At 71.8% G+C, this 22,158-nt stretch carries 19 protein-coding genes and 2 pseudogenes; 9 read left to right on the top strand and 12 right to left on the bottom strand.

All coding sequences use genetic code 11. The features are described 5' to 3' along the window. Nucleotides 1–5 precede the first annotated feature (5 nt). Both AB0368_RS16930 and deoC read left to right on the top strand, forming a co-directional pair. Complete coding sequence (locus AB0368_RS16930; RefSeq protein WP_366154799.1) at nucleotides 6–734, top strand: GntR family transcriptional regulator; 729 nt, start codon at nucleotides 6–8, stop codon at nucleotides 732–734. After that, on the top strand, nucleotides 731–1,435 hold the full coding sequence (gene deoC / locus AB0368_RS16935; protein WP_366154800.1) for a deoxyribose-phosphate aldolase: 705 nt from the start codon (nucleotides 731–733) through the stop codon (nucleotides 1,433–1,435). The genes AB0368_RS16930 and deoC overlap by 4 nt, the downstream gene beginning before the upstream one ends. Here deoC and AB0368_RS16940 read toward each other — a convergent pair. Beyond that, complete coding sequence (locus tag AB0368_RS16940) at nucleotides 1,429–4,656, bottom strand: hypothetical protein (protein WP_366154801.1); 3,228 nt, start codon at nucleotides 4,654–4,656, stop codon at nucleotides 1,429–1,431. The genes deoC and AB0368_RS16940 overlap by 7 nt on opposite strands. Nucleotides 4,657–4,775: 119 nt before the next feature. On the opposite strand from AB0368_RS16940, the pseudogene AB0368_RS16945 reads away from it, so the two are divergent. Beyond that, nucleotides 4,776–4,958 (top strand): annotated as a pseudogene (locus AB0368_RS16945) (hypothetical protein); the annotation flags it as partial. A 19-nt stretch (nucleotides 4,959–4,977) separates the two neighbouring features. Continuing rightward, nucleotides 4,978–5,400, top strand: a complete 423-nt coding sequence (dtd, locus tag AB0368_RS16950; protein WP_366154802.1) for a D-aminoacyl-tRNA deacylase — start codon at nucleotides 4,978–4,980, stop codon at nucleotides 5,398–5,400. Here dtd and AB0368_RS16955 read toward each other — a convergent pair. Next, nucleotides 5,397–6,182 carry a sporulation protein gene (locus tag AB0368_RS16955; RefSeq protein ID WP_366154803.1) on the bottom strand — a complete coding sequence of 262 codons (786 nt, stop codon included), beginning with the start codon at nucleotides 6,180–6,182 and terminating at the stop codon, nucleotides 5,397–5,399. The two genes, dtd and AB0368_RS16955, sit on opposite strands and share 4 nt — an antisense overlap. A gap of 268 nt (nucleotides 6,183–6,450) precedes the next feature. On the opposite strand from AB0368_RS16955, the gene sigB reads away from it, so the two are divergent. Together sigB and AB0368_RS16965 are read left to right on the top strand one after the other, a co-directional pair. Then, on the top strand, nucleotides 6,451–7,449 hold the full coding sequence (sigB, locus tag AB0368_RS16960) for an RNA polymerase sigma factor SigB (protein ID WP_366154804.1): 999 nt from the start codon (nucleotides 6,451–6,453) through the stop codon (nucleotides 7,447–7,449). 64 nt (nucleotides 7,450–7,513) lie between these two features. Beyond that, on the top strand, nucleotides 7,514–7,864 hold the full coding sequence (locus tag AB0368_RS16965) for a YrdB family protein (protein WP_366154805.1): 351 nt from the start codon (nucleotides 7,514–7,516) through the stop codon (nucleotides 7,862–7,864). A gap of 26 nt (nucleotides 7,865–7,890) precedes the next feature. Here AB0368_RS16965 and AB0368_RS16970 read toward each other — a convergent pair whose 3' ends face one another. The 4 genes from AB0368_RS16970 to AB0368_RS16985 all read right to left on the bottom strand — a co-directional run bounded on the left by AB0368_RS16970 (nucleotide 7,891) and on the right by AB0368_RS16985 (nucleotide 12,874). After that, nucleotides 7,891–8,640, bottom strand: a complete 750-nt coding sequence (locus AB0368_RS16970; protein ID WP_366154806.1) for an SRPBCC domain-containing protein — start codon at nucleotides 8,638–8,640, stop codon at nucleotides 7,891–7,893. Then, on the bottom strand, nucleotides 8,637–8,948 hold the full coding sequence (locus AB0368_RS16975) for a metalloregulator ArsR/SmtB family transcription factor (RefSeq protein WP_366154807.1): 312 nt from the start codon (nucleotides 8,946–8,948) through the stop codon (nucleotides 8,637–8,639). Before AB0368_RS16975 ends, AB0368_RS16970 begins: the two co-directional genes overlap by 4 nt. 89 nt (nucleotides 8,949–9,037) lie before the next feature. After that, nucleotides 9,038–11,593 carry a GNAT family N-acetyltransferase gene (locus AB0368_RS16980; protein ID WP_366154808.1) on the bottom strand — a complete coding sequence of 852 codons (2,556 nt, stop codon included), beginning with the start codon at nucleotides 11,591–11,593 and terminating at the stop codon, nucleotides 9,038–9,040. Between the two features lie 96 nt (nucleotides 11,594–11,689). Then, nucleotides 11,690–12,874, bottom strand: coding sequence for an acetoin utilization protein AcuC (locus tag AB0368_RS16985; RefSeq protein ID WP_366154809.1), 1,185 nt, complete (start codon nucleotides 12,872–12,874; stop codon nucleotides 11,690–11,692). Nucleotides 12,875–13,102: 228 nt separating this feature from the next. On the opposite strand from AB0368_RS16985, the gene AB0368_RS16990 reads away from it, so the two are divergent. Next, nucleotides 13,103–13,801, top strand: a complete 699-nt coding sequence (locus AB0368_RS16990) for a metal-dependent transcriptional regulator (RefSeq protein WP_366154810.1) — start codon at nucleotides 13,103–13,105, stop codon at nucleotides 13,799–13,801. 63 nt (nucleotides 13,802–13,864) lie between these two features. On the opposite strand, the gene AB0368_RS16995 is transcribed toward AB0368_RS16990, so the two are convergent. Together AB0368_RS16995 and AB0368_RS17000 are read right to left on the bottom strand one after the other, a co-directional pair. Beyond that, the gene (locus tag AB0368_RS16995; RefSeq protein WP_366154811.1) at nucleotides 13,865–14,419 is read right to left on the bottom strand and encodes a hypothetical protein; all 555 of its coding nucleotides are present in this window, start codon (nucleotides 14,417–14,419) and stop codon (nucleotides 13,865–13,867) included. Nucleotides 14,420–14,483: 64 nt separating this feature from the next. Then, nucleotides 14,484–14,717, bottom strand: a complete 234-nt coding sequence (locus AB0368_RS17000; protein ID WP_366154812.1) for a DUF5522 domain-containing protein — start codon at nucleotides 14,715–14,717, stop codon at nucleotides 14,484–14,486. A 60-nt stretch (nucleotides 14,718–14,777) separates the two neighbouring features. Between AB0368_RS17000 and AB0368_RS17005 the strand changes: the two genes are divergently transcribed. Beyond that, on the top strand, nucleotides 14,778–15,260 hold the full coding sequence (locus tag AB0368_RS17005) for a hypothetical protein (protein ID WP_366154813.1): 483 nt from the start codon (nucleotides 14,778–14,780) through the stop codon (nucleotides 15,258–15,260). Next, nucleotides 15,250–16,158 (top strand): alpha/beta hydrolase, encoded by a 909-nt coding sequence (locus AB0368_RS17010; RefSeq protein WP_366154814.1) that lies wholly within the window; start codon nucleotides 15,250–15,252, stop codon nucleotides 16,156–16,158. Before AB0368_RS17005 ends, AB0368_RS17010 begins: the two co-directional genes overlap by 11 nt. On the opposite strand, the gene AB0368_RS17015 is transcribed toward AB0368_RS17010, so the two are convergent. From AB0368_RS17015 to AB0368_RS17030, 4 genes and pseudogenes are all read right to left on the bottom strand, one after another. Further along, nucleotides 16,133–17,311 (bottom strand): MFS transporter, encoded by a 1,179-nt coding sequence (locus tag AB0368_RS17015; protein WP_366154922.1) that lies wholly within the window; start codon nucleotides 17,309–17,311, stop codon nucleotides 16,133–16,135. The two genes, AB0368_RS17010 and AB0368_RS17015, sit on opposite strands and share 26 nt — an antisense overlap. A gap of 133 nt (nucleotides 17,312–17,444) precedes the next feature. Further along, entirely contained in the window at nucleotides 17,445–20,357 is a 2,913-nt protein-coding gene (locus AB0368_RS17020; RefSeq protein WP_366154815.1) for a vitamin B12-dependent ribonucleotide reductase, read from the bottom strand. A 340-nt stretch (nucleotides 20,358–20,697) separates the two neighbouring features. Beyond that, nucleotides 20,698–21,120, bottom strand: a pseudogene (nrdR, locus tag AB0368_RS17025) (transcriptional regulator NrdR); the annotation flags it as partial. Between the two features lie 689 nt (nucleotides 21,121–21,809). Beyond that, on the bottom strand, nucleotides 21,810–22,136 hold the full coding sequence (locus AB0368_RS17030) for a LysM peptidoglycan-binding domain-containing protein (protein ID WP_366154816.1): 327 nt from the start codon (nucleotides 22,134–22,136) through the stop codon (nucleotides 21,810–21,812). Nucleotides 22,137–22,158: the final 22 nt, after the last annotated feature.

The raw sequence follows: 22,158 nt of genomic DNA on the forward strand, positions 1-22,158 counted from the left end.
GAGTCATGGCGAAGACGCCGCTCTATGTGCGGATCGAGCGGGCCCTGCGCGCCCGTCTCGCGCGCGCCGAGCCCGGCGACGTGGTCCCGGCCGAGTCGGCGCTCGCCGAGGAGTTCGGCGTCGCCCGGATGACCGTGCGGGCCGCCCTCAACGCGCTCGAGGCCGACGGGCTGATCGAGCGGGTCCAGGGCCGGGGCACGTTCGTGCGGCAACGTCCCGCGCCGCGTGCCGCCGGCACCCTGATGAGCTTTCACGACCAGGTGATCAGCTGGGGCCGGACGCCGTCGTCGCGCCTGGTCGAGGCCGAGGTGCGGCCCGCGACGGCCGAGGAGGCGGCGGCCTTGCAGCTGACGGCGGCGGCTGCCCGGGTGGTCTCGATCGTCCGGGTACGGCTTGCCGACGACGTCCCGTGGGCGATCGAGTACGCCTGCTTCCCGCCCCACCTCACCGCCCTGCTCGACGTCGACCTGGAGGCGGGCTCGCTGCACCGCGCGCTGCACGACCTCGGGCTGCGGCCGACCCTGGGCTCCTCGACGCTCAGCGCCCAGCTCGCCGGCGCCGACGCCGGGCACCTGCAGATCCCCGCCACCGAGCCGCTGCTGGTGGAGAGCCGGATCATCGTCGACCAGCACTCGCAACCCCTCGAACACTCGGTCAGCCGCTACGTCGGCGACCGCTACTCGCTGCACGTCACCTTCGACGTGCAGCCACCCCGGACAGGAGACACCCGATGAACGTGGCCAAGATGATCGACCACGCGCTGCTGCGCCCCGAGCTCACCACCGACGACGTGCGGCGAGGCTGTGAGGTGGCCGCTCGGCGCGGGACGGCGTCGGTCTGCGTACGGCCGGTGGACGTGGAGCTCGCGGCGGCCGCGCTCGCCGGCACGGGTGTGCTGGTCGGCACGGTGGCCGGCTTCCCGCACGGCAGCATCGCCACGGCGGTCAAGGTCGCGGAGACCCGGGCGCTGGCCGACGCGGGCGCCGACGAGATCGACGTGGTGCTGGCCGTCGGGCGGCTGCGCGGCGGCGAGACCGGCTACGTGTACGACGACCTTGCCGCGGTGGTGGCCGCCGCTCAGGGCCGGGTCGTCAAGGTGATCCTGGAGACCGCGTACCTGACCGACGAGCAGAAGGTGGCGGGGTGCCGGATCGCCGAACGGGCCGGGGCCCACTTCGTGAAGACCAGCACCGGCTTCGCGCCGGGCGGCGCGACGCTCGAGGACATCCGGCTCATGCGCGCGACCGTGTCGCCGTCCGTCGAGGTCAAGGCCTCGGGCGGCGTCCGTACGCTGGACACGCTGCTGGCCCTGCACGAGGCGGGAGCGACCCGCTTCGGGACGACCGCCACCGAGTCGATCCTCGACGGCCTCGCGGCCCGGGAGCGCGGCGAGCTTCCGGCGTTCGCCACGGTAGGCGCCGACGGGGACTACTGATCCAGCGCCCGCTCGACGCGCGCCGCGAGCGAGCGGTCCGCTGCCAGCACCTCGCGGGCCTCGGGGTCGGCCATCGCCGCCGCGGCGTCGGGCACCAGATGTTCCCGCAGGCTGCGCAGGTACGCGTGCAGCAGACTGCCCTCCAGTTCGTGCAGGGCGGCGAGGGCCCGCAGCTGGTCGGCGGGCGCCAGGCGGAGCCGGCGGAGATCCATCTCGCCGAGCAGCTCGGCCAGGCCGTGACCGCCCGGCGCCCGCACCGCCACGAGGCACTCCAGCACCTCCGGGACCGCGCGCCGGAGATAGCCACTGACGGCGACGAGCCGCAGCCAGGCGAGCACGTCCCGGACCGGTAGCCGGCCCGCGTCCCGGGACAGCATGCCGAGCAGCAGCCGCGCGGCCCGCCCGAAGTGCAGCTGCGAGGCCGCCTGTTCCGGGCCGCCGCCGAACAGCGTCCTGACTGCACGGTCGTAGTCGGCGGCGAGCCCGGCGGACCGGCGGGCCGAGCTGACCCAGACCCGGACCAGGCAGTGCGCGACCGTGTCGGCGTCCTCCTCGTCCACCGCCACGACGGTGGTGAGGGCGTCCGGCATCCACCGGGCGAGCGGTTCGGCGGCCATCCGGAGCAGATCGCCGCCGGTGTCCGCGGTCAGGTGGAGTCGGTTGGCTACCCGGTCGTAGGGCACGGCCGCACCGGTGGTGAGCCAGTCCAGGTCGACGGCCGGGAAGCGGCGCTCGGACGTGGGATCCAGCACGAGGTCCCGGCGGTCGCCGTCCCGGGTACGGATCACCGTCAGCGTGGCGACGAGCTCGGCCCAGATCCCGGAGGGCACCGCCGCTTCCCACTGCAGCGCCGCGCCGCGCAGCCACGCCGCCGGGTCTCCCGCGTGGACGAAGAGCTCCGAGGCGCGCAGCGGCTCACCGCAGGCGAGGGCGAGCAGGGTCAGATTCAGCGAGTACGTCGCCATCATGTGATCGACCCGCTTGTCGACCGGCCGGTACTCGTACGCCGGGTACGCGGGCCGGGTCAGGGCGGCGCGCAACGCGTCCACCAGCCACTCCCGGATCGCGGTGCGGTCCTCTCCGCCCAGCAGGGACGAGACGAAGGGCAGGACGGTCGCCCGCGCCGCCAGCGGGGAGTAACCCAGCAGCGTTTGCACGAGCCCGTCGTCACGGCGCCCGCCGCCGAGGGGCAACCGCGCCACGGCCGCCCGGGCCGCCGTCTCGCGCAGGGCCCGCACCACCAGCCGGGCCACCAGGAACTCGCCGAAGGTGGCGTGCAGGAACTCGTACGTCTGCAGGACCCGGTCGTCCTGCGTGGCACGGGACCGCTGGATGAAGAAGAACCGCCCGATCAGCTCCTCCCCCGCGGTCAGCGGCCGGTGGAACGCCTCGGTACGCCCCGGGCCCGCCGACGTGATGTCCAGCGCGGCCAGATCCGCGTCGAGTTCCCGCTCGGTGATCGACTGCCGCAGCCGGTTGAACATCGCGAACGCCACCACGGACAGCCTGACCAGTTCCTCCTCGACCAGCCGGGGCACCGCCGCCTCGGGCTCCCGCGGGTGCAGCCGGCGTACCTCGCGCTCGGCGAAGCTGCTCAGCAGCCGTTCGTACAGCTCGGCGGTCTCGAGCGTGTCCCCGCTCTGCAAGGCGTGCGTGGCGGCGTCGTAGAGCGCGAGCATGAGCAGCAGCAGCGGCTGCTCGCAGAAGTCCGGGAAGCGCGCGAACACCCCGGCCGGCAACGGCCGATACCCCGCGCGGCCGGCGTTGACCCGGTCCCAGGTCGCCAGCCAGGCCGCGACCTGGGCCTCGTCGAACCCCTCCAGCCGTACGGCGAGCGCGCCGCCGGGAAGCCGGGCGCGGTCGGCCACGGCGAGGCGGCTCGTGACGACGACGGCCACCGGGCGGCCGAGGACGGACTCGCGCTGCTGGAACGCTGCCACCCGCTGCAGGTAGTCGGACTGGTGGATGCCGGTGGCCTGGATCAGCTCGTCGAACCCGTCGAGGAGGATGACCGGCAGGGCGCCCGCCGCCGCGCGGGTCAGCTCCGGCCAGGCGACGGTCTCCCCGATCGCGGCGCGGACGGCGAGCTCCACCTGGTCCTGCACGCCGGCCTCGGCCGGCACCTCCCGCAGCACCACCCGGACCACGAGAAAGTCCGCGGCCGGCAGCCGGGCGGCGAGCACCCGGGTCAGCGCCGACTTGCCCGCCCCCGGCTGCCCGAGCAGCACCAGCGGCGCCTCGGCGGCCTGCGGCGTGGTGAGGTAGCCGGCGAGGAACGCCGCGAGGTCGTCGCGGACCTCACCGGCCCACCACGACTCCTCGGCCGGGTTCGAGCCGGGCGCCGCGGCCCGGGCTCGGAACCGCGGATCGAGGTACGCCTCCCCCAGCGTCGGAACCCGCACCTCCCCGGCGTCCCCGCGCACCACCGGCGCTTCCAGGTCGGCCCGGTACGCGGCCGCGAGCGCCGCCCGCCAGCCCTCGGCGCGCCGGTCCGACCCGGCCCGCTCCAGCAGCTCCCGCAACCCGTTCAGGCTGTGGCCGATCGCCCGTGACTCGGCCTGCTGCACCCACACTCCGAATTCCGGAACGTCCAGCGCCAGCCGGCGGCTCATCTCCTCGTACCGCCGCAGCGCCAGCCCGGGGAGCCGGTACTGCAGGAGCTCGCTGGCGGCCCGGCGCTCCCCGTGGCTCGCGACCTCCCACACGGCCAGGCCCGCCACGAAGTCGTTCAGGCGGACGCTCGCCGCCGTGAAGTACGCCGACAGGCCCGCGCACAGGTCCTCGTAGGGAAGCTCGGGGGCGGGGACCGGGATGGGCGCGGTGACGAGGTGCTCGAGCCAGGCGCCGTCGACGCGGGTGCCGGTGGCCAGCCTGATCTGCTCGTCGCGAGTCAACCCCGGCGAGGCCACCCCGCTGATGGTCACCACTTCGTCGAAGGCCTCGAAGAAGGCGGTCACCACCAGGACGCCGTGCGAGGCCTGGAGGCGGCTGCTGCGGTCGTGGCGCGGCAACCCGCGTACCGTTTCATGGATCTTGCCGGCCACCGCGTGGCCGAGCCGGACCATCTCGGTCTTGGCGTCGAAGAGCGACAGGGCGAGGTCGGAGCCGCCGGCGGTGGCGACCGACAGCACGCCGCCGATGAGGTCGTCCACGGCCTTCGCCGCGGGGCCCGCCCCGTCCAGGAGCTTGACGGCATCGACGTAACGCAATCCCCGTGGCATCTGACCATGATGTCGGCGCCGAGCCCGGTTTGTCACCGCGCACTTCGGGCACCACTGCCACCATGAGCGACTACAAGGACGACGATCCGGGCCTGTCCAGCACCATTCCCGCGGGAACGGACCCGGAGCAGCTCAAGGACGGCGGCCCGCCGCCCGAGGGCGGCGGCATCATGACCACCACCGGCGGTACGGCCGGCCCCAACAGCTTCAAGCCGCAGGCCCGGCACGGCGCGGGTGTCGCGAACACCACCACCGGCGACGCGACCACCGGCGCGATGGACCCGGACCCCGCGGCCGACTGACCCGCTATCGTCTGCGGCGATGAAGGCGCTGATCCAGACCGTCAGCCGGGCGAGCGTGACCGTGGACGAGCAGGTCGTCGGGAAGATCGAGGACGGCCTGCTCGTGCTGCTCGGCGTCACGCACACCGACACCGCGGCGCTCGCCGAGACCATGGCGCGCAAGGTGCACGAGCTGCGCATCCTCGACGACGAGCGCTCCGCTCTTGACGCGGGCGCGCCGCTGCTGGTGGTCAGCCAGTTCACTCTCTACGGCGACGCGCGCAAGGGCCGGCGGCCCACCTGGTCCGCCGCCGCCCCCGCCGAGGTGGCCGAGCCGCTGGTCACGGCGTTCGTCGAGGCTTTGCGTGCCCGCGGGGCGACGGTCGAGACCGGCCGGTTCCGGGCCCACATGCTCGTGGAGAGCGTGAACGTGGGCCCGCGAACCGTCCTGCTGGAGCTCTAGAAGAAACCGCGGCGCTGCGCGGACTGCTGCAGCCAGCCGTTGAGCTGTGCGGTCCAGTCGACCTGGTCGACGGTGTGGTAGTCGACGTCGAACCGGCCGAACGCGTCGTGACCCTCGGTGAAGAGGCCGCCGCGCTTGTCGATCTCGAGCACCACCTGCAGCTGCTGCGGCGTCGGGATGAACGTCACCTCGAGCTGGTTGATGCCGTGCGCGTACTGGGCCGGCGGGTAGAACTCGATCTCCTGGTAGAACGGCAGCGTCTGCTGCACGCCGTACACGTGGCCGCGCTCCACGTCGGCGCGGCTGAAGCGGAAGCCCAGCCGCAGGAAGGCGTCGAGGATGCGCTCCTGGGCCGGCAGCGGGTGCACGGCCACGGCGTCCAGGTCACCCTTGTCGACCGCCCGGGCCACCTCGAGTTCGGTACGCAGCCCCATCGTCATGCCGTGCAGGTGCTGGCCGTACACCTCGGTGATCGGGGTCTCCCACGGCACGTCGAAGCGGAACGGGATGTCGTGGCGCGCGCCCGCGTCGAGCTTGAACGAGCCGGTGAGGCGCTGGCGGTGGAACTCCTGATCGGTGTTGTACTCGCTGTCGCCGCTCTCCACCTCGACCCGGGTGGTCAGCCCGACCGCCACGTACTCGACGTCGACGGCGTGGTCGCCGCCCACGACGTGCACCTGGCCCTCCAGGTATCCGCCGGGCCTGCAGTTGGGATTGGTGAGCACCGTCTCGACGGACGGCCCGCCCACGCCCATCGCCTGCATAAACCGCTTGAAAACCACCGAACCTCCTCGTCGACCCCGTTCCTCCACGCAGATTACCGGTCTCGGACAAGACATTCGGAATTGCACCGTGGTCGGTAAATGTCCCCTCAATCCGGGCGCACTGTCGGGTCCCCGACCTCAGGGTTCTCCCCGATTCATGCCACCCGTACGGCTGCCTCACCTCCGCTTAACGCCCCCCGGTCCAAACTTTTGATCACCGGCACGAATGCGGCTGGGTAGCACGACATCGGTTGAGCGGGGAGGGGACTGAAAGGTGGTCCTGCAGATGAAGGCGACGGAGTCCACGGTGGTTACCGCCGAGAACATCATTTCAGACGGTGTCGAGGCCCTGGCCGATTTGGACGCCACCGACGAGCGCGGAGTCTCCGCGGACCTCGTCCGGGCGTACCTCAACGGCATCGGCCGGACCCGCCTCCTCACCGCTGTCGAGGAGGTGACCCTCTCGAAGCGCATCGAGGCCGGCCTGTACGCCGAGGAGAAGCTCCCCGCGGCCGGCGACGACCTCGGCCCGCTCCTCGAGATCATCATCGCCGAGGGCCGCGCCGCGAAGAACCACCTGCTGGAGGCGAACCTCCGGCTCGTGGTCAGCATCGCGAAGCGCTACACCGGCCGCGGCATGGCCTTCCTCGACCTCATCCAGGAAGGCAACCTCGGCCTGATCCGCGCGGTCGAGAAGTTCGACTACACCAAGGGCTACAAGTTCTCCACGTACGCCACCTGGTGGATCCGCCAGGCCATCACCCGCGCCATGGCCGACCAGGCCCGCACCATCCGCATCCCGGTGCACATGGTCGAGCAGGTCAACCGCATGGTCCGGGCCCGCCGCGACCTCGCCACCCAACTCGGCCGCGAGCCCGGCGTCGCCGAGATCGCCCAGGCCATGGGCGTGCCCGAGTTCCAGATCATCGAGCTCATCTCGTACGACCGCGAGCCGGTCAGCCTGGACCAGGCGGTCGGCGAGGACGGCGAGAGCGCCCTCGGCGACTTCGTCGCGGCGGTGGACCCGAACGCCGAGCCGGGCGGCGCCGTCGCCCAGGGCGAGCTCCGCAACGAGGTCGAGATCGTCCTGGCGACCCTGTCGGAGCGCGAGTCCGCCGTGATCCGCCTCCGCTTCGGCCTCGACGACGGCCGCCAGCGCACGCTCGACGAGGTGGGCCGCGAGTTCGGCCTGAGCCGCGAGCGCATCCGCCAGATCGAGAAGGTCACGATGTCGAAGCTGCGCGACCCGGAGCGGGCGTCGCGGCTGGAGGCGTACGCCAGCTGATCGTTCGCAACGGCCGGCCGCATCCCGCGGCCGGCCTTTGTCATGTCCTGGCATCATCCGCGGCATGAAGGCGATCAATCTCGTCCTGCGCTTCGCCCTGGAGGTCGCGGCACTGGCGGCCCTCGCGTACGGCGGCTGGCATCTTCCGGGGCCGGTGTGGCTGCGCATCCTCACCGCGGTGGCGTTACCGCTGGCCGGGGCGGTGGTGTGGGGGCAGTGGGTGGCGCCCAAGGCTCGCCGGCCTCTTGCGGACCCGCTGCGCCTGCTGCCGGAGTGGGTGGTGTTCGGCGGGGCGGCGGTCGCGCTGACGGCGACTGGCCACATCGTTCTCGCGGTGCTGCTCGCCGCCCTGGCCGCGGCGAACCGCCTCGCCCTGCGCCTCTTGGGGACCACGACCGGCGGCGAACCGGCCTGACCGGGCTCGCCTCATCCGGTGGCCGGTCAGGTCAGCGCCGTGCCGGTGATCATCGGTGTCCAGGGTCGAACGTGGACGTCGAGGACGCCGGCGGCGACGCTGCTGTCGTCCTCGGTGGCCGCGCGGACCACGTCCGGCACTTGGGAGGCCTCGCTCAGGCGCAGAATGGTCATGCCCTCACCGCTCAGCGGAAACGGACCGGCCGCGACGAGGATTCCTCGTTCCCGCAGCTGTGCCAGAAAGGCCGGATGACCGCGGAATCCAGGATGATCGAACACGTTGTCGACGCCGGGTGCCGGCGTGTGGTGCAGCACGAGCCACACCGGCTCACCGTCATCGGCGTTCCCCGGGAGCTGCGCCGCGAACGCGCCGACGACAGCAGGCCATCCGTTGCGGTATTCGTCCCGGCCGGCGACCGGGTCCGCGTACTTCTCCCAGCCTGAATGTTCGATCGTCACGAGGGTCTGCGTCGGGGTGACCGGCACGAACGACACTGCGACCTCTCCGCCCTGGTCGGGGCCTCGCCCGGGGTGCCACGTCATGCGCAGCTCGTGCGGCGGCTGCCAGTGCAGGACCGTGCCCCACTCGGCGACCTCGCCGTCCGGGCCGGTCTCGATCAAGCGGCCGTCGCGGAACTCGACAGTCGCCTTCTCGCCGTGGACGCTGAACCGGGCCAGTGGCCACCAGGCTCCGATCCGTTCGGCGAAGACCCGGAACGCGACGTCGGCGGCGGCCGGCACGACGACCTGGCGGCGGACTGGCGGCAGGGCGTTCATTTCTCCTCCTGCTGATCGGCGACGTCGTCCGCGTACGCGGACAGGGCTGCGTCCCAGGTCTGCACCAGCCACTGCTGGAGGGCGACGAACCCGAGCGGCGCCAGCAGGTAGAGGTTGCGGGTGCCGACGCTGCGGTGCTCGACCAAGCCGGCACCCTCGAGAACTTTGAGGTGCTTACTGACGGCCGGCCGGCCGACCGGCAGGGTTGCGGCGAGCTCACCGACCGGCAGCGGCCCGGTGTGCAGCCGTTCCACGATGCGTCGCCGCATCGGGTCACCCAGGGCGTCGAAAACCGCGTCCGCAGTCATAGGTTCCTCTCTGGTAACGGTTACCGTAGAGGAACCATTGCTCGCGAGCAACCCTTGTCCCGGCCTGCTTTCGCCGTCGTGGCTCGGGATCAGGCGGTGTAGAGCCGGCGGGGGCCGGTGTCCTGCCGGGTGCCGCCCTCGCCGAGCTCCATCGAGGCGTGCAGGACCGCGTACCCGTCCGGGCGGGCCAGGACCGGGTTGAGGGAGAGGGCGCGCAGGCGGGGATGCTCGTCCGCCAACCGGCCCACGCGGAGCAGGAGGTCGATCAGCGCGTCCCGGTCGACCGGTTCGGAGCCCCGGTAGCCGTGCAGCAGCGGCGCCGCGCGTGGCTCGTCGACGAGGGCCTCGGCGGCGCGGTCGGTCAGGGGCGCCGCTCGCCAGGCGAGGTCGCCGAGGAGTTCGCTGGCCACGCCGCCGAGGCCGAAGCCGACCACCGGGCCGAACGCCGGGTCCTCCACCACCTCGACGGTGCACGCGACGCCCGGCGGCACCATCGACTGGACCAGCACGTGCGGCCCGAACGCCCCCGACAGCTCCCGGTAGGCCGCGCGTACGTCGTCCTCGTCTGCCAGCGCCAGCCGGACCGCGCCCAGGTCGATGCGGTGGCGCAGCGCCCGTCCGGCCGCCTTGAGCGCGACCGGGTAGCCCAGGGCGGCCGCCGCCGCGGTGGCCTCCTCGACCGTCGACGCGGACGTGGAGGGCTCGACCGGGATCCCGTACGCGGCAAGCAACTCGGACGGCGGCCCCTTGATCTCGGCCGCGTCCGCGTCCACACCGGACAGCACCGGCAGGACACCCGGCGGCCGCCGCAGCCAGTCGGCGTACGTGGCGACCCGGCCCAGCGCGCGCACCGCCTCCTCCACCGACGGGTACGACGGCACCTTCGCGGGCAGCCGGCCGAGCAGGAACGTCGCCACCGTCGGCTTCTCCCCCGCGAGCGCCACACTGCCCAGCGCCGCCGCGAAGTCGGCGTCCTCGTCCGGGAGCTGGCCGGGCAGCGGCGGGGCGAACACCACCACAAGGGCGTCGACACGGTCGTCCACCGCCGCGTCCGCCAGCGCATCGGCGAAATCGTGGGCGCTCGCCTGCGGGCTGATGTCGTGCGGATACCCCTCGGCGACGGTGAGCCCGTCGGCCCGGCAGGCGGCGACCGCGAGCCCGGACAGCGCCGAGGAGTTGCCGACCACGGCGACCCGGCGGCCGGACGGCAGCGGCTGGTTGGCGAGGAGGACGCCCACGTCGAACAGCTCGGCGACGGTGTCGACCCGGATGACGCCGGAGCGGGCGAACAGCGCGGTCACCGCCTTGGTGTCCGGGCCGGGCAGGTCGCCCGCCAGTCCCGGCGGGCGGCTCGCCGACGCCACCGCGACGACGGGCTTGACCCGGCTCATCCGCCGCGCCAGCCGGGCGAACTTGCGCGGGTTGCCGAACGTCTCCAGGTAGAGCAGGACCACGTCGGTGCCGGGATCGTCCTGCCAGTACTGCAGCAGGTCGTTGCCGGAGACGTCGACGCGGTTGCCCGCCGACACGAAACTGGACAGCCCCAGCCCGCGGCGGTCGGCCTCGGCCAGCAGCGCCACGCCGAGCGCACCGGACTGGCTGAAGAAGCCCACCCGGCCCGCCGCCGGGAGCAGCGGTGCGAGCGTGGCGTTGAGGCGTACGGAAGGATCGGTGTTCGCGATTCCCAGGCAGTTGGGGCCGACCACCCGCAGGCCGGCCGCGTGCGCCGCGTCGACCAGGGCCCGCTGCGCGGTCGAGCCCTCCGGCCCGGCCTCCGCGAAGCCGGCCGAGACGACCACCAGGCCGCCCGCGCCCGCCGCGGCAGCGTCGGCCACGGCGTCCGCAACCCCGTCCGGCGGTACGGCGATGAGCGCCAGATCAACCGCAACACCGGCCCCGGCCGCCGACCGGTAGGCGGGCAGCCCCGCCACCCGCTCGGCGCTACGGTGCACGGGCACGATGCTGCCGGTGTAGCCGCCGTCCCGGATGTGGGCCAGCACGGCCGCGCCGACCCCCTGCCCACTGGCGCTGGCGCCGTACACCGCCACGGCGCGCGGGTGGAGCAGGCGGGCGATGGACTTCGCCTCCGTCCGCTGCTCGCGGCCGTCCTGCACCTCCCGGGACTTCTCGGTCGGGGCGATCGGGAAGCTGAGGTGCACGACACCGTCGGCGTACTTGCGCTGGACCTGGTAGCCGAAGTCGCTGAACACGCGCAGCATCCCGCCGTTCTGCGGGAGCACCTCGGCGACGAACCGTGAGATGCCGTTCTCCTGAGCGGCGTCGGCGAGATGCTCGAGCAGCACCGACCCGATGCCCCGCCCCTGATGCGCGTCCTCGACCACGAACGCCACCTCGGCCTCGGGCGACTCGTGCCCGAGCCGCTCGTACCGCCCGACAGCCATGATCCGAGGGCCGGAGACGATGACGAACGCCTCCCGATCGCGGTGGTCGACGTTGACGAACCGCTCGAGGTCGCGCTCCGGGATGCGCGGGTAGGGCGAGAAGTAGCGCAGGTAGCGGGTGCGGTCGCTCATCCGGGAGTGGAACTCCACGAGGGCGGACGCGTCATCCGGGCGGATGGGACGCAGGTGCACGGCGCTGCCGTCCGAGAGCAGCACGTCGGCTTCTCTGGTCACCGGTGTCACCTCCCAAGTCTGGCGCCGGACGGGCGGCCGTGCCGTACGCATCGCCCGGCTCGCTGCAACCCGGGCCGATCACGGGCCCGGGATCGATCCGGCTGGTCAGTCGCGGGGGTCGTGGGGGTCGAGGCCGTGCAGGGGGAAGACCGCCATCCGGGTCGCCATGATGGCCTTGTCGACCGGGTCTTGGGCCGTGCCCGGTTCCCATCGCTCGACCGGTGGCGTGACGCCGTCGGTGAGGTCCTCGGGGACCGTGCGGCCCGGGCAGCGGGTCGCCGCGAGCTTGCGCCAAGCCGGGGGCGTCGCCGTTCCCGGGTCCAGGGGCTCGCCGGTCGCCACGGCCAGCAGGTGGGTCCAGGCTCGGGGCACCACCTCCACCAGCGCGTACCCGCCGCCGCCGGTCGCCACCCAGCGTCCGTCGCACAGCTCGTCGGCCAGGGCTCGCAACGCGATGTATGCGGCCCGCTGCCCGTCCACCGTGAGGCGCAGGTCGGCGAGCGGGTCGAGCCGGTGGGCGTCCGCGCCGCACTGGGTGAACAGGAGCTGCGGCTCGAACGCGCGCACCACCGACGGCACGATTGCATGGAAGGCGCGCAGCCAGCCGGCGTCGGTCGTGCCGGGCGGGAGGGCGACGTTCACCGCCGTACCCTCGGCTTGCGGTCCTCCGGTCTCCTCGGGGTAGCCCGTGCCGGGGAACAGGGCCAGGGGCGACTCATGGAGGCTGACGGTCAGGACGCGAGGATCGTCGTAGAAAGCCGCCTGCACGCCGTCGCCGTGGTGCACGTCGATGTCCACATAGGCGACGCGCTCCGCGCCGAGGTCGAGGAGGCGGGCGATGGCGACCGCGGGGTCGTTGTAGACGCAGAAGCCCGACGCGCGCGCGGCCATGGCGTGATGAAGCCCACCCGAGACGTTGACGGCGCGTGTGGCGTCGCCGGACCAGACCGCCTCGACCGCCGCGATCGTGGCGCCGCAGATCCGGGCGGACGCCTCGTGCATGCCTTCGAAGACGGGGTTGTCGGGGGTGTTGAGGCCCCAGCCGCGGAAGAACGGATCGATCGGCGCCATCCGCACGGCGTCGAGGTAGTCGGGCCGGTGCACCCGGGTGAGGGCCTCGTCGCCGGCCGGCGTCGGCACGACCGTCCGGACACCGGGCCGGTCGAGAATGCCCAGCTCACGGGCGAGCGCCATGGTCAGCTCGACCCGCACCGGGTTGAGCGGGTGATCACCCATGTCGTACGCGAGCAGCGCCTCGTCCCAGATCACTGCCGTCGTGCCGTCCGCCATGAAAGCCACTCTGCCACGCCGGTACGACAGAAACGGCGCGGTGCCCGAGCCGGATTGCACGCCTGTTGATCGTGACCGCCCGACAGCGATCAGCGCGCCCCACAGCCGGGCGATTTGTCCCTTCCGGGCATCGTGGTGAACGGTCCGGTAAGGTCTGCTCACCCACCTCGTCGGCGCGAAAGTCAACCCCCGGCTACGAGGTAATATCGCTGCTGGGAGGGCCTTACCGTGAATGATCTCGTCGATACCACCGAGATGTACCTGCGCACTGTTCTCGAGCTCGAGGAGGAGGGTGTGCCGCCGCTGCGCGCGCGCATCGCCGAGCGCCTGCACCAGAGCGGCCCCACGGTCAGCCAGACGGTCGCGCGCATGGAGCGCGACGGGCTCCTGACCGTCGAGAACGACCGCCACCTGCTCCTGACCGAACAGGGCCGGGTCGCGGCGGTCGCGGTGATGCGCAAGCACCGCCTCGCCGAGCTGCTGCTGGTCAACGTCATCGGCATGCCCTACGAGGAGGCGCACGAAGAGGCCTGCCGCTGGGAGCACGTGATGAGCGACTCCGTGGAGCGCAAGGTCTACGAGCTGCTCAACCGGCCGACCCGCTCGCCGTACGGCAACCCGATCCCGGGCCTCGAGGTGCTGGGCCTCCCGCCGGAGGAGCCGCTGGACAGCAGCGCCTCGGTCATCAACGCCGGCGAGCGCAACCTGGCGTTCCCGGGCCTGAGCGGCAGCGTCGTGGTGCGGCGGATTTGCGAGAGCGTCCAGACGAATGCCGGGGTGCTGCGGCAGTTGCACGCGGCCGGCATCGACCCGGGCGCGACGGTGACGGTGGCTCAGGAGCGGGACGGCGTCACGATCGACCGGTCCGGCGACAAGATCCGGCTGCCGCGCGAGGTCGCGTCGCGGGTCTTCGTCGACGCACACTGACCCGCCGACGCCGTTTGAGCGCGGCGGCGCGGGGCGCGAGACAGGGCGGGCCGAGCCGGCCGCTCAGCCCTCGGTCGTGTCCATGGCCTTCGCCAGGGACAGCAGCTTCGTCTGCATCTGCTTGACGTCGCCGCTCGCCGCGCCCTTCGCGAAGGTGAAGCGCAGCGTCTGGAGTTGCTTCGCCTCGCTCAGCCAGCCGATCTCCACCGTCGGGCCGTGCCCGCCGGACGCCTTCGTCACGAGGCGGTAGCCGGCCTTGCCGAGGCCCTTGAGCTTCGTCGCCTTCGCCGGCGTGAGCTCCTCGGTGAACAGCTCCGCGTCGGCCTTGGTGCTTTCCACCACGGAAAGCGCCAGGTACGGCCACTCCGCCGTCGTCGTCTGGACCACGCAGGTCGACGTGTCGTCCACCTGGTCCGACGCCGCGATCGAGAAGTCGACGCCGATCTTCTCCTTGATGAACGCGTAGTCCCAGAGGATGCACGCTCCCCCGGCCGACGCCGCCGGCTGCTGCACGATGCGGACGGGAGGCAGGCTCGCGGCGTCGGCCTTCTTGTCCGAGCAGCCGGCGAGTGCGAGCAGCGCCACGGCGGCGCCGAGGGCGATGGGACGCTTGCGCACCTGTGTCCTCCCGAATAATTCGGGCACACCGTACTTGGCTCGGGGGCGCCGACGGAAGTCCGGCTCAGACACCGTCAACATACGGACAGTGACGGCAGCCGCGACTACAGCAGGTGCCGCGCTTGGCGAGGAAGGCGGCGGTGAGCACGAAGAGTCCGGTGTCCGGGTCGGGGTAGCCCGCCTGGCCCGCGGTGAGCGCCTCGGCGTGGGCCGCGAGGATCTCCGCCCGGCGCGGATGGCCGGGGGCGAGGCGCGACGGGTGGGGCTCGGTCAGCGGTCGCGGTGCCGGCGTGTCCACTCCTGGACCATAGCGGTCGCTACTTGACACCGCCCGTCAAGTAGCGGAAGGATTGCCGGCGTGCCGACGCGAGCGGAACTGGTCGAGCACATCGTGCGGCTGCTCGACGTACGGCTGCTGGATCCGCTGGAGATCCTCCTCGAGGGCGACGACGCGGTGGACCCGCTGCGGCGGCTGATGCGGATCCGGGCAGGCCGGTGGGCCGATCTGATGCGGGGCGACGACGACCGGGCCGCCGCCGGGGCCGTGCTGCGGCTGATCGCCACGCTGTACCCGTCCGACCGGGCCTTCGATCCCCCGCTGGAGTGGTGGCGTACGCCGCTCGGGCGGGTGGTGGCGAAGCGGGTGGGGCACCCCTCGGCCGAGGCGGTGTCGCTGGCCACCGCCGGGGCGATGCTCGGGATCACCAGGCAGGGCGTGCACGACCTGGTACGCCGCGGCAAGCTGCCCCGGCATCCGGACGGCGGGGTGCCCTCCGCGGCGATCCGGGACCGGTTGAGACTCAGTGACGAACGCGAGCAGGGAGACACCAATGATCAATGACCGGCTGGTCGACGCCGGGGAGCTTCCGATCGCCGTACGGGACTTCGGCGGCGATCGTCCCCCGCTGCTGCTCCTGCACGGTGCCGGTGGCAACCTGGCGATGCTCACCACGCTGGCTCGCGCCCTGCGGCCCCGGCACCGCGTGATCACTATGGACCTGCGGGGACACGGGCGCTCCGGGGACGGCCCGTGGTCGTGGGACGCCGCTCTCGGTGACATCGCCGCGGTGACCGTACAGATGGAACTGGACCGTCCTGCCGTGGCCGGGCACTCGCTCGGTGGGATGCTGGCCGTGCTGTGGGGTCAGCGGCACCCGGAGGCACCCGGGGTGATCGGTCTCGACGGCAACCCGCCGCCCACGCGCCCCGAGCACCTGCCGGGGCTCGACCCGGAGAAGGCGGCCGGCGAGCTCGCGCGGCTGCACTCGCTCTTCGACGCCATGCAGGCGCAGGCGGGCGGGACGATCCCGGCCACGGACCTGCCCGACCTGGTCGAGCGCCAGCAGATGGCGGCCCGGGACATGGGCGCCAACGAGAAGGTGTGGGTCGAGGGGTTCCGGCGCAACCTCGTGCATCGCGACGGCGAGACGTCGACACGGCCGACTGCGGAAACGGCCGGCTCTCTGCGTACCCTGATGAAAGATCTTGATTTGGGTACGGTGTACGCCTCGACGCCCGCGCCGACGCTGGCCGTGCTCGCGACACGGGACCTGCCGGAGCAGGAGGCGTTCGCCGATCTCTACGCCGCGCACCGCCGTTATCTGGTGGAGCAGGCGGCGGCGGGCGCCAAGGCGAATCCCCGGATGCGCTATCTGCAGCTGGCGGACGCGTCGCACGCGATGGTGGTCGAGCAGCCGGAGCCGCTGGCCCAGGTCATCGGCGACTTCCTGGAGCGGTGACGGGCTCGAGGGGGCGGGCTGCTCCCGAGCCGAGCAGGCCCAACCCGATCGCCGCGACCACCACGCACAGGGCCCGCAGCACGCCGAAGTGCTGGGCGAGCAGGCCGATCAGCGGCGGGCCCGCCAGGAAGGCGCCGTAGCCGATGGAACCCGCCACCGATACCCGGATCGCGGCTTGCAGCGGGTCGTCGGCGGCCGCGCTCATGCCGATCGGGAAGCCCAGCGACGCGCCCGCGCCCCACAGCAGGGCGCCGGCCAGCACCGCCGGCACCCCGATCCCCGACACCACGAGGAGCAGCCCCGCGAGCGCCGACGCCGCGGTCAGCCGGAGGGTGACGACGCGGCCCCAGCGTTCGATCGCCGTACCGCCGACGAGCCGGCCGAGGGTCATCGCGGTGACGAAGAAGCCGAAGCCGATCGCGCCGACCGCCTCGGTCGCGTGGTAGCCGTCGACCAGGCCGATCGCGAGCCAGTCGTTCGCCGCGCCCTCGGTGAAGCCGAAGCCCAGCATGATCACGCCGATCAGCAGCGTGCGGGGTTCGCGCCAGGCGTCCCGTACGCGACCCCGCGGCCCCTGCGCGACGTGCGACGCAGACACGGGCAGGAAGCGGCGCACGGTACGCACCATGATCACGGCGGTCAGCGCCGCGGTCGCGAACACCTGCGTGGTGACGGACACCCCGGTCGCGGCCGCCGCAGCGCTCACGCCCGCGCCGGCCACCGTGCCGAGGCTGAAACCGGCATGAAAGCGGGGCATCAGCGTACGGCCGAGCCGCCGTTCGACGTCCGCACCCTCGACGTTCATCGCCACGTCCCAGGTGCTGTTCCCCATCCCGATGAGCACGAGCCCCACCCCGGCGACCGCCACCACGCCGGCGGCCGCGCCGATGCCGAGCCCGACCAGGCCGAGCACGACGGACATGCTGCCGAGCAGGACCGAGCGGGCCGGACCGAAGCGCTGCACGAGCGGCCCGGCCAACGGGATCGCGGCGACGGCGGCCCCGGAGAGACAGAGCAGGAGCAGGCCGAAACCCGCCGGGGACAGGCTCAGATCGTCACGAATGGCGGGAGCGCGCGCGAGCCACCCGCCGAAAGCCAGCCCATTGGTGGCGAAGGTGACGCCGACGGCGACCTTGGCCCGCTCATCGGTCATCACCCTACGAACTTAACCGTTAAAGCGACGGTCAACCACCCGGATCGCGTCGTGCGCCTTGGTCGGCGACCCGAGCTAAAGGAACCGGGCGCCTCCGCGTCAGCGGAAGCGCCCGGTTCGCCGATCTTCTAGCTCAGCTGCAGCCGGACGTGGAGCCGCAGCCCTCGCACACGTAGCAGCTGCCAGCAGGCCGCATCTTCGTCCCACAGGTGAAGCACAGCGGTGCATCCGCCGACGTGCCGAGGACGATCTCGAGCAGCTCCGTCGAGGAGTGCGCCTCCTTCTCCGTCTCGGCGGGAGCCTTGGCCTCAGCCGGAGCCTTGACCTCGGCCGCCGGGACCGCCGCCGCCGGGGCGGTTGCCGCGCCCACCGGGGCGGAGACCGGGGCGGACGCGGCCATGCCGGCCAGGTCCACGTTGCCCGCCTCCGCCGCCGCCTCGGCCGCGATCTGGGCCGCGCGCTCCTTGGCGGTGAAGATGCCCAGCTCGGCGCGGGTGTCGTACGGCAGGAAGTCCAGTGCCAGGCGGCGGAAGATGTAGTCCATCACCGACGCGGCCATGCGGACGTCCGGGTCGTCGGTCATGCCGGCCGGCTCGAAGCGCATGTTCGTGAACTTGCTGACAAACGTCTCCAGCGGCACGCCGTACTGGAGCCCTATCGAGATCGCCACCGAGAAGGCGTCCATGACGCCCGCCAGGGTCGAGCCCTGCTTCGACATCTTGAGGAAGACCTCGCCGAGGCCGTCGTCCGGGTAGGACGATGCGGTGAGGTAGCCCTCCGCGCCGCCGACCGAGAACGACACCGTCTCCGACGGGCGCTTCTTGGGCAGACGCTTGCGGACCGGGCGGTACTCGACGACCTTCTCCACGACCTTCTCGACCTGGGCCGGGGTCTCGGTCGAAGCAACGGCCTTGTTGGGCTTCGCCGCGGACAGCGGCTGACCGACCTTGCAGTTGTCGCGGTAGATCGCGAGCGCCTTCAGGCCCAGCTTCCAGCCCTGGAAGTGGATGTGCTCGATGTCCTCGACGGTCGCCGACTCGGGCATGTTGACCGTCTTGGAGATCGCGCCGGAGATGAACGGCTGCACGGCGGCCATCATCCGGACGTGGCCCATCGGGGCGATGGACCGCTCACCCATGGCGCAGTCGAACACCGGGTAGTGCTCCGGCTTGAGGCCGGGGGCGTCGACGACGTTGCCGTGGTCGGCGATGTGCTCGACGATCGCCTCGACCTGCTCCTCGGGGTAGCCGAGGCTGCGCAGGGCACGCGGCACCGTCTGGTTGACGATCTGCATCGAGCCGCCGCCGACGAGCTTCTTGAACTTGACCAGGGCCAGGTCGGGCTCGATGCCGGTGGTGTCGCAGTCCATCATCAGGCCGATGGTGCCGGTCGGCGCGAGCACGGACGCCTGCGCGTTGCGCCAGCCGTTCTTCTCGCCGATCTTGATGCCGTCCTGCCACTGCTTGGTGGCTTCCTTCACCAGCGCCGTGGCGACCGGGCTGCTCGGGCGGACCTCGTCGTTCGCCGCCGCGTGCTTGCGCATGACGCGCTTGTGCGCCTCGGCGTTGCGGGCGTACCCGTCGTACGGGCCGACGACCCCGGCGAGCTCCGCGGAGCGGCGGTACGCCGTACCCGTCATGAGCGAGGTGATGCCGGCGGCGACGGAGCGACCACCCTCCGAGTCGTACGGCAGGCCGGACGCCATCAGCAGCGCGCCCAGGTTCGCGTACCCGATGCCGAGCTGGCGGTAGGCCCGCGTGGTGTCGCCGATCTTCGGGGTGGGGAAGTCCGCGAACGCGATGGAGATCTCCATCGCGGTGATGACGAACTCGACGCTCTTGACGAACTTCTGGACCTCGAAGCCGCCGTCGGCGTTGAGGAACTTCATCAGGTTGAGCGAGGCCAGGTTGCAGGACGAGTCGTCCAGCGACATGTACTCCGAGCAGGGGTTGGACGCGGTGATGCGGCCGGTCTCGGGGTTGGTGTGCCAGTCGTTGATGGTGTCGTCGTACTGCATGCCCGGGTCGGCGCACTCCCACGCCGCCTTGGCGATGTCGGTGAACAGCTTCTTGGCGTCGATGGACTCGATCACCTCGCCGTGCAGCCGGCCGCGGAGGTCGAACGCGCCGCCCTCCTCGACCGCCCGCATGAACTCGTCGCTGACCCGCACCGAGTTGTTGGCGTTCTGGTACTGGACGCTGACGATGTCGCTGCCGCCGAGGTCCATGTCGAACCCGGCGTCCCGCAGCGCGCGGATCTTGTTCTCCTCGCGCGCCTTGGTGAAGACGAACTCCTCGATGTCGGGGTGGTCGACGTCGAGGATGACCATCTTGGCCGCGCGCCGGGTGGCGCCGCCGGACTTGATGGTTCCGGCGCTCGCGTCGGCGCCGCGCATGAAGCTGACCGGGCCACTGGCCGTGCCGCCCGAGGAGAGCAGTTCCCGGGAGGAGCGGATCCGGGAGAGGTTGACGCCGGAACCGGAGCCGCCCTTGAAGATCAGGCCCTCTTCCTTGTACCAGTCCAGGATCGAGTCCATCGAGTCGTCCACGGACAGGATGAAGCAGGCACTGACCTGCTGCGGCGACGTGGTGCCGACGTTGAACCAGACCGGCGAGTTGAAGCTGAACACCTGGTGCAGCAGCATCCACGTCAGCTCGTGCTCGAACACCTCGGCGTCGGCCGGCGAGGCGAAGTAGCGGTGGTCCTCGCCCGCCTTGCGGTAGGTCTTCACGACCCGGTCGATCAGCTGCTTGAGCGACCACTCCCGCTCGGGCGTGCCGACCGCACCCCGGAAGTACTTGGTGGTGACGATGTTGGCGGCATTGACGCTCCAGAACGTCGGGTACTCGACCCCACGCTGCTCGAAGTTGATCGAGCCGTCCCGCCAGTTCGTCATCACGACGTCGCGGCGTTCCCACTCGACCTCGTCATACGGGTGAACACCCTCGGTCGTCCAGACCCGCTCGACGCGCAGCCCCCCGACCGCGGCGCCCCCGTTGCCAGCGCGAGTGCGCTGCCTACCTGCTGTCATGCCGTCACCGGCCATATGTGTGCTCCCCCTCGAACGATCGCGGCTTCCCCACCGCGATCCGCTTTCCGACATCGGCGCCGGCTGTCGAGCCGCGCCATCTTTCAAGCCTTTTCAGTACGGGCCCAGCAAGGCCTGGTGCTCACGGGTCCGGGACCACGTCGCCCGGTTGCGTCACGTCACGCCGCTAGGGCGACCGATCCCCGATCTTGGGCGCCCGACCACCGGACCGCGGGGCGACCACGTGCCGCAACCCCGCCTCCTTGGCAACCGTGGCCTCGCGCGCCGCCGCGTCCTTACCGCCGTCGCGCCCGCCCGCCGAGTCCTCGCCGTCGCCGCCGGCCGCGCGCAGTTCGGAGATCTCCCGCTCGAACTCGTCGAGCGAGTCGAACGACTTGTAGACGCTCGCGAAGCGCAGGTAGGCCACCTGGTCGAGCTCCCGCAGCGGAGTGAGGATCGCCAGCCCGACATCGTGGCTCGGCACCTCGGCCGCGCCCTTGGCCCGGACGGTCTCCTCGACCCGCTGCGCGAGCAGGGCGATCGAGTCCTCCGCGACGGGCCGCCCCTGGCAGGCCTTGCGCACGCCGCTCATGATCTTCGTCCGGCTGAAGGGCTCGGTCACGCCGCTACGCTTGACCACCGCGAGCACGGCCTCCTCCACGGTCGTGAACCGCTTGCCGCACTCGGGGCAGGCGCGACGGCGACGGATCAACTGACCGTCGTCGGCCTCACGCGAGTCGACCACGCGCGAATCGGCGTGTCGGCAGTACGGACACCGCACCGCAATCCTCCTGTCGCCGGGCTGCCGTTCCCAGGGAGTTGACTGCGGTGTTCCCGTGATCCGGGCACGCCGAACATCAGCCCCGAGGTGATCATTTTCCGCCTCGGAACTGTGGACGAGCCTGTGGATGACGGAGGGACCTGACCCCAACCTGTGGACGACTTACACCCTTGTAACTACTAGATGTTGGGGTCGACGTTAGGCCGCTGCCGACCCCGGCGCAAGTTCACCGGCGGTTCGGCGCGCCGCATTTTCTACCTCAACACGACGGGTGCCACGGCAGTCACGGCCAGCACCGGGTCGCCTTGATCAAGAAGCCGCGGACAGCCCGGAGCGGCAAGATCAGATCGTCATCGGCGTGGATGGAGCGGTGGGCCGCCGCGGGAGGCGGTGAGCCGCGCGGGAGGCGGTGAGCCGCGCGGGAGGCGGTGAGCCGCCGCGGGAGGTGCCGGCCGCACCAAGGTGCCGCACCACGAGGCCCGTCCAACGGGCAGAAGGGCGACCGATAGCGGAAGCCGACGAGTCGCTGGGCGTCCATCGGCTTCTCGAGGCCGCTGCACCACAAGCTCGCCGCGCGACAACCGTCCGAGCCGCATGAGTCCAACCGGAGGTGCCCCGGACCTCTCTGGAGGCTGAGAGCCGTGTCGGAGCAGGCGCACGGGGACGCTGCGGGAGGCCGCCGGCGCGGTTCAGTTGCCTCGGGGGACGAGGAGGGTGTCCCCGGCGTACACGTAAGAGCCTTTGAAGTTGTTGAGTTCGCGGATGTCGTCGATCACCTCGCGGGGCGCACGGTCCGGTGCCACGCGCTCGGCGATGGACCACAGCGTGTCGTTCGGCTGCACGACGACCGTTGGGGCGGGACCTCGGGACGGCTCGTCGGCCCGGGAAGCAGTGGTCCACAACACTGCGCTGGCAAGCGAGGCCAGGAGGAAGAAGAAGGTCAGCACGACGATCCGCCCTCGTCGCGTCAATCGCAACGGGGCCGGTTGCCCCTGACGCATACCGGTGGCTACCACGGCATATTCCTTTCCTCGCATA

The sequence above is a fragment of the Actinoplanes sp. NPDC051475 genome (assembly GCF_040689425.1).
GTDB lineage: Bacteria > Actinomycetota > Actinomycetes > Mycobacteriales > Micromonosporaceae > Actinoplanes.

Coding starts and splice junctions, on each gene's coding strand:
- AB0368_RS16985 (WP_366154809.1), bottom strand. CDS start 12,874: ATGGCGGACGGCACGACGGCAGTGATCTGGGACGAGGCGCTGCTCGCG.
- AB0368_RS16970 (WP_366154806.1), bottom strand. CDS start 8,640: ATGAACGCCCTGCCGCCAGTCCGCCGCCAGGTCGTCGTGCCGGCCGCC.
- AB0368_RS16975 (WP_366154807.1), bottom strand. CDS start 8,948: ATGACTGCGGACGCGGTTTTCGACGCCCTGGGTGACCCGATGCGGCGA.
- AB0368_RS16940 (WP_366154801.1), bottom strand. CDS start 4,656: ATGCCACGGGGATTGCGTTACGTCGATGCCGTCAAGCTCCTGGACGGG.
- AB0368_RS16965 (WP_366154805.1), top strand. CDS start 7,514: ATGAAGGCGATCAATCTCGTCCTGCGCTTCGCCCTGGAGGTCGCGGCA.
- AB0368_RS17015 (WP_366154922.1), bottom strand. CDS start 17,311: ATGACCGATGAGCGGGCCAAGGTCGCCGTCGGCGTCACCTTCGCCACC.
- dtd (WP_366154802.1), top strand. CDS start 4,978: ATGAAGGCGCTGATCCAGACCGTCAGCCGGGCGAGCGTGACCGTGGAC.
- AB0368_RS17020 (WP_366154815.1), bottom strand. CDS start 20,357: ATGGCCGGTGACGGCATGACAGCAGGTAGGCAGCGCACTCGCGCTGGC.
- AB0368_RS17010 (WP_366154814.1), top strand. CDS start 15,250: ATGATCAATGACCGGCTGGTCGACGCCGGGGAGCTTCCGATCGCCGTA.
- deoC (WP_366154800.1), top strand. CDS start 731: ATGAACGTGGCCAAGATGATCGACCACGCGCTGCTGCGCCCCGAGCTC.
- AB0368_RS16930 (WP_366154799.1), top strand. CDS start 6: ATGGCGAAGACGCCGCTCTATGTGCGGATCGAGCGGGCCCTGCGCGCC.
- sigB (WP_366154804.1), top strand. CDS start 6,451: ATGAAGGCGACGGAGTCCACGGTGGTTACCGCCGAGAACATCATTTCA.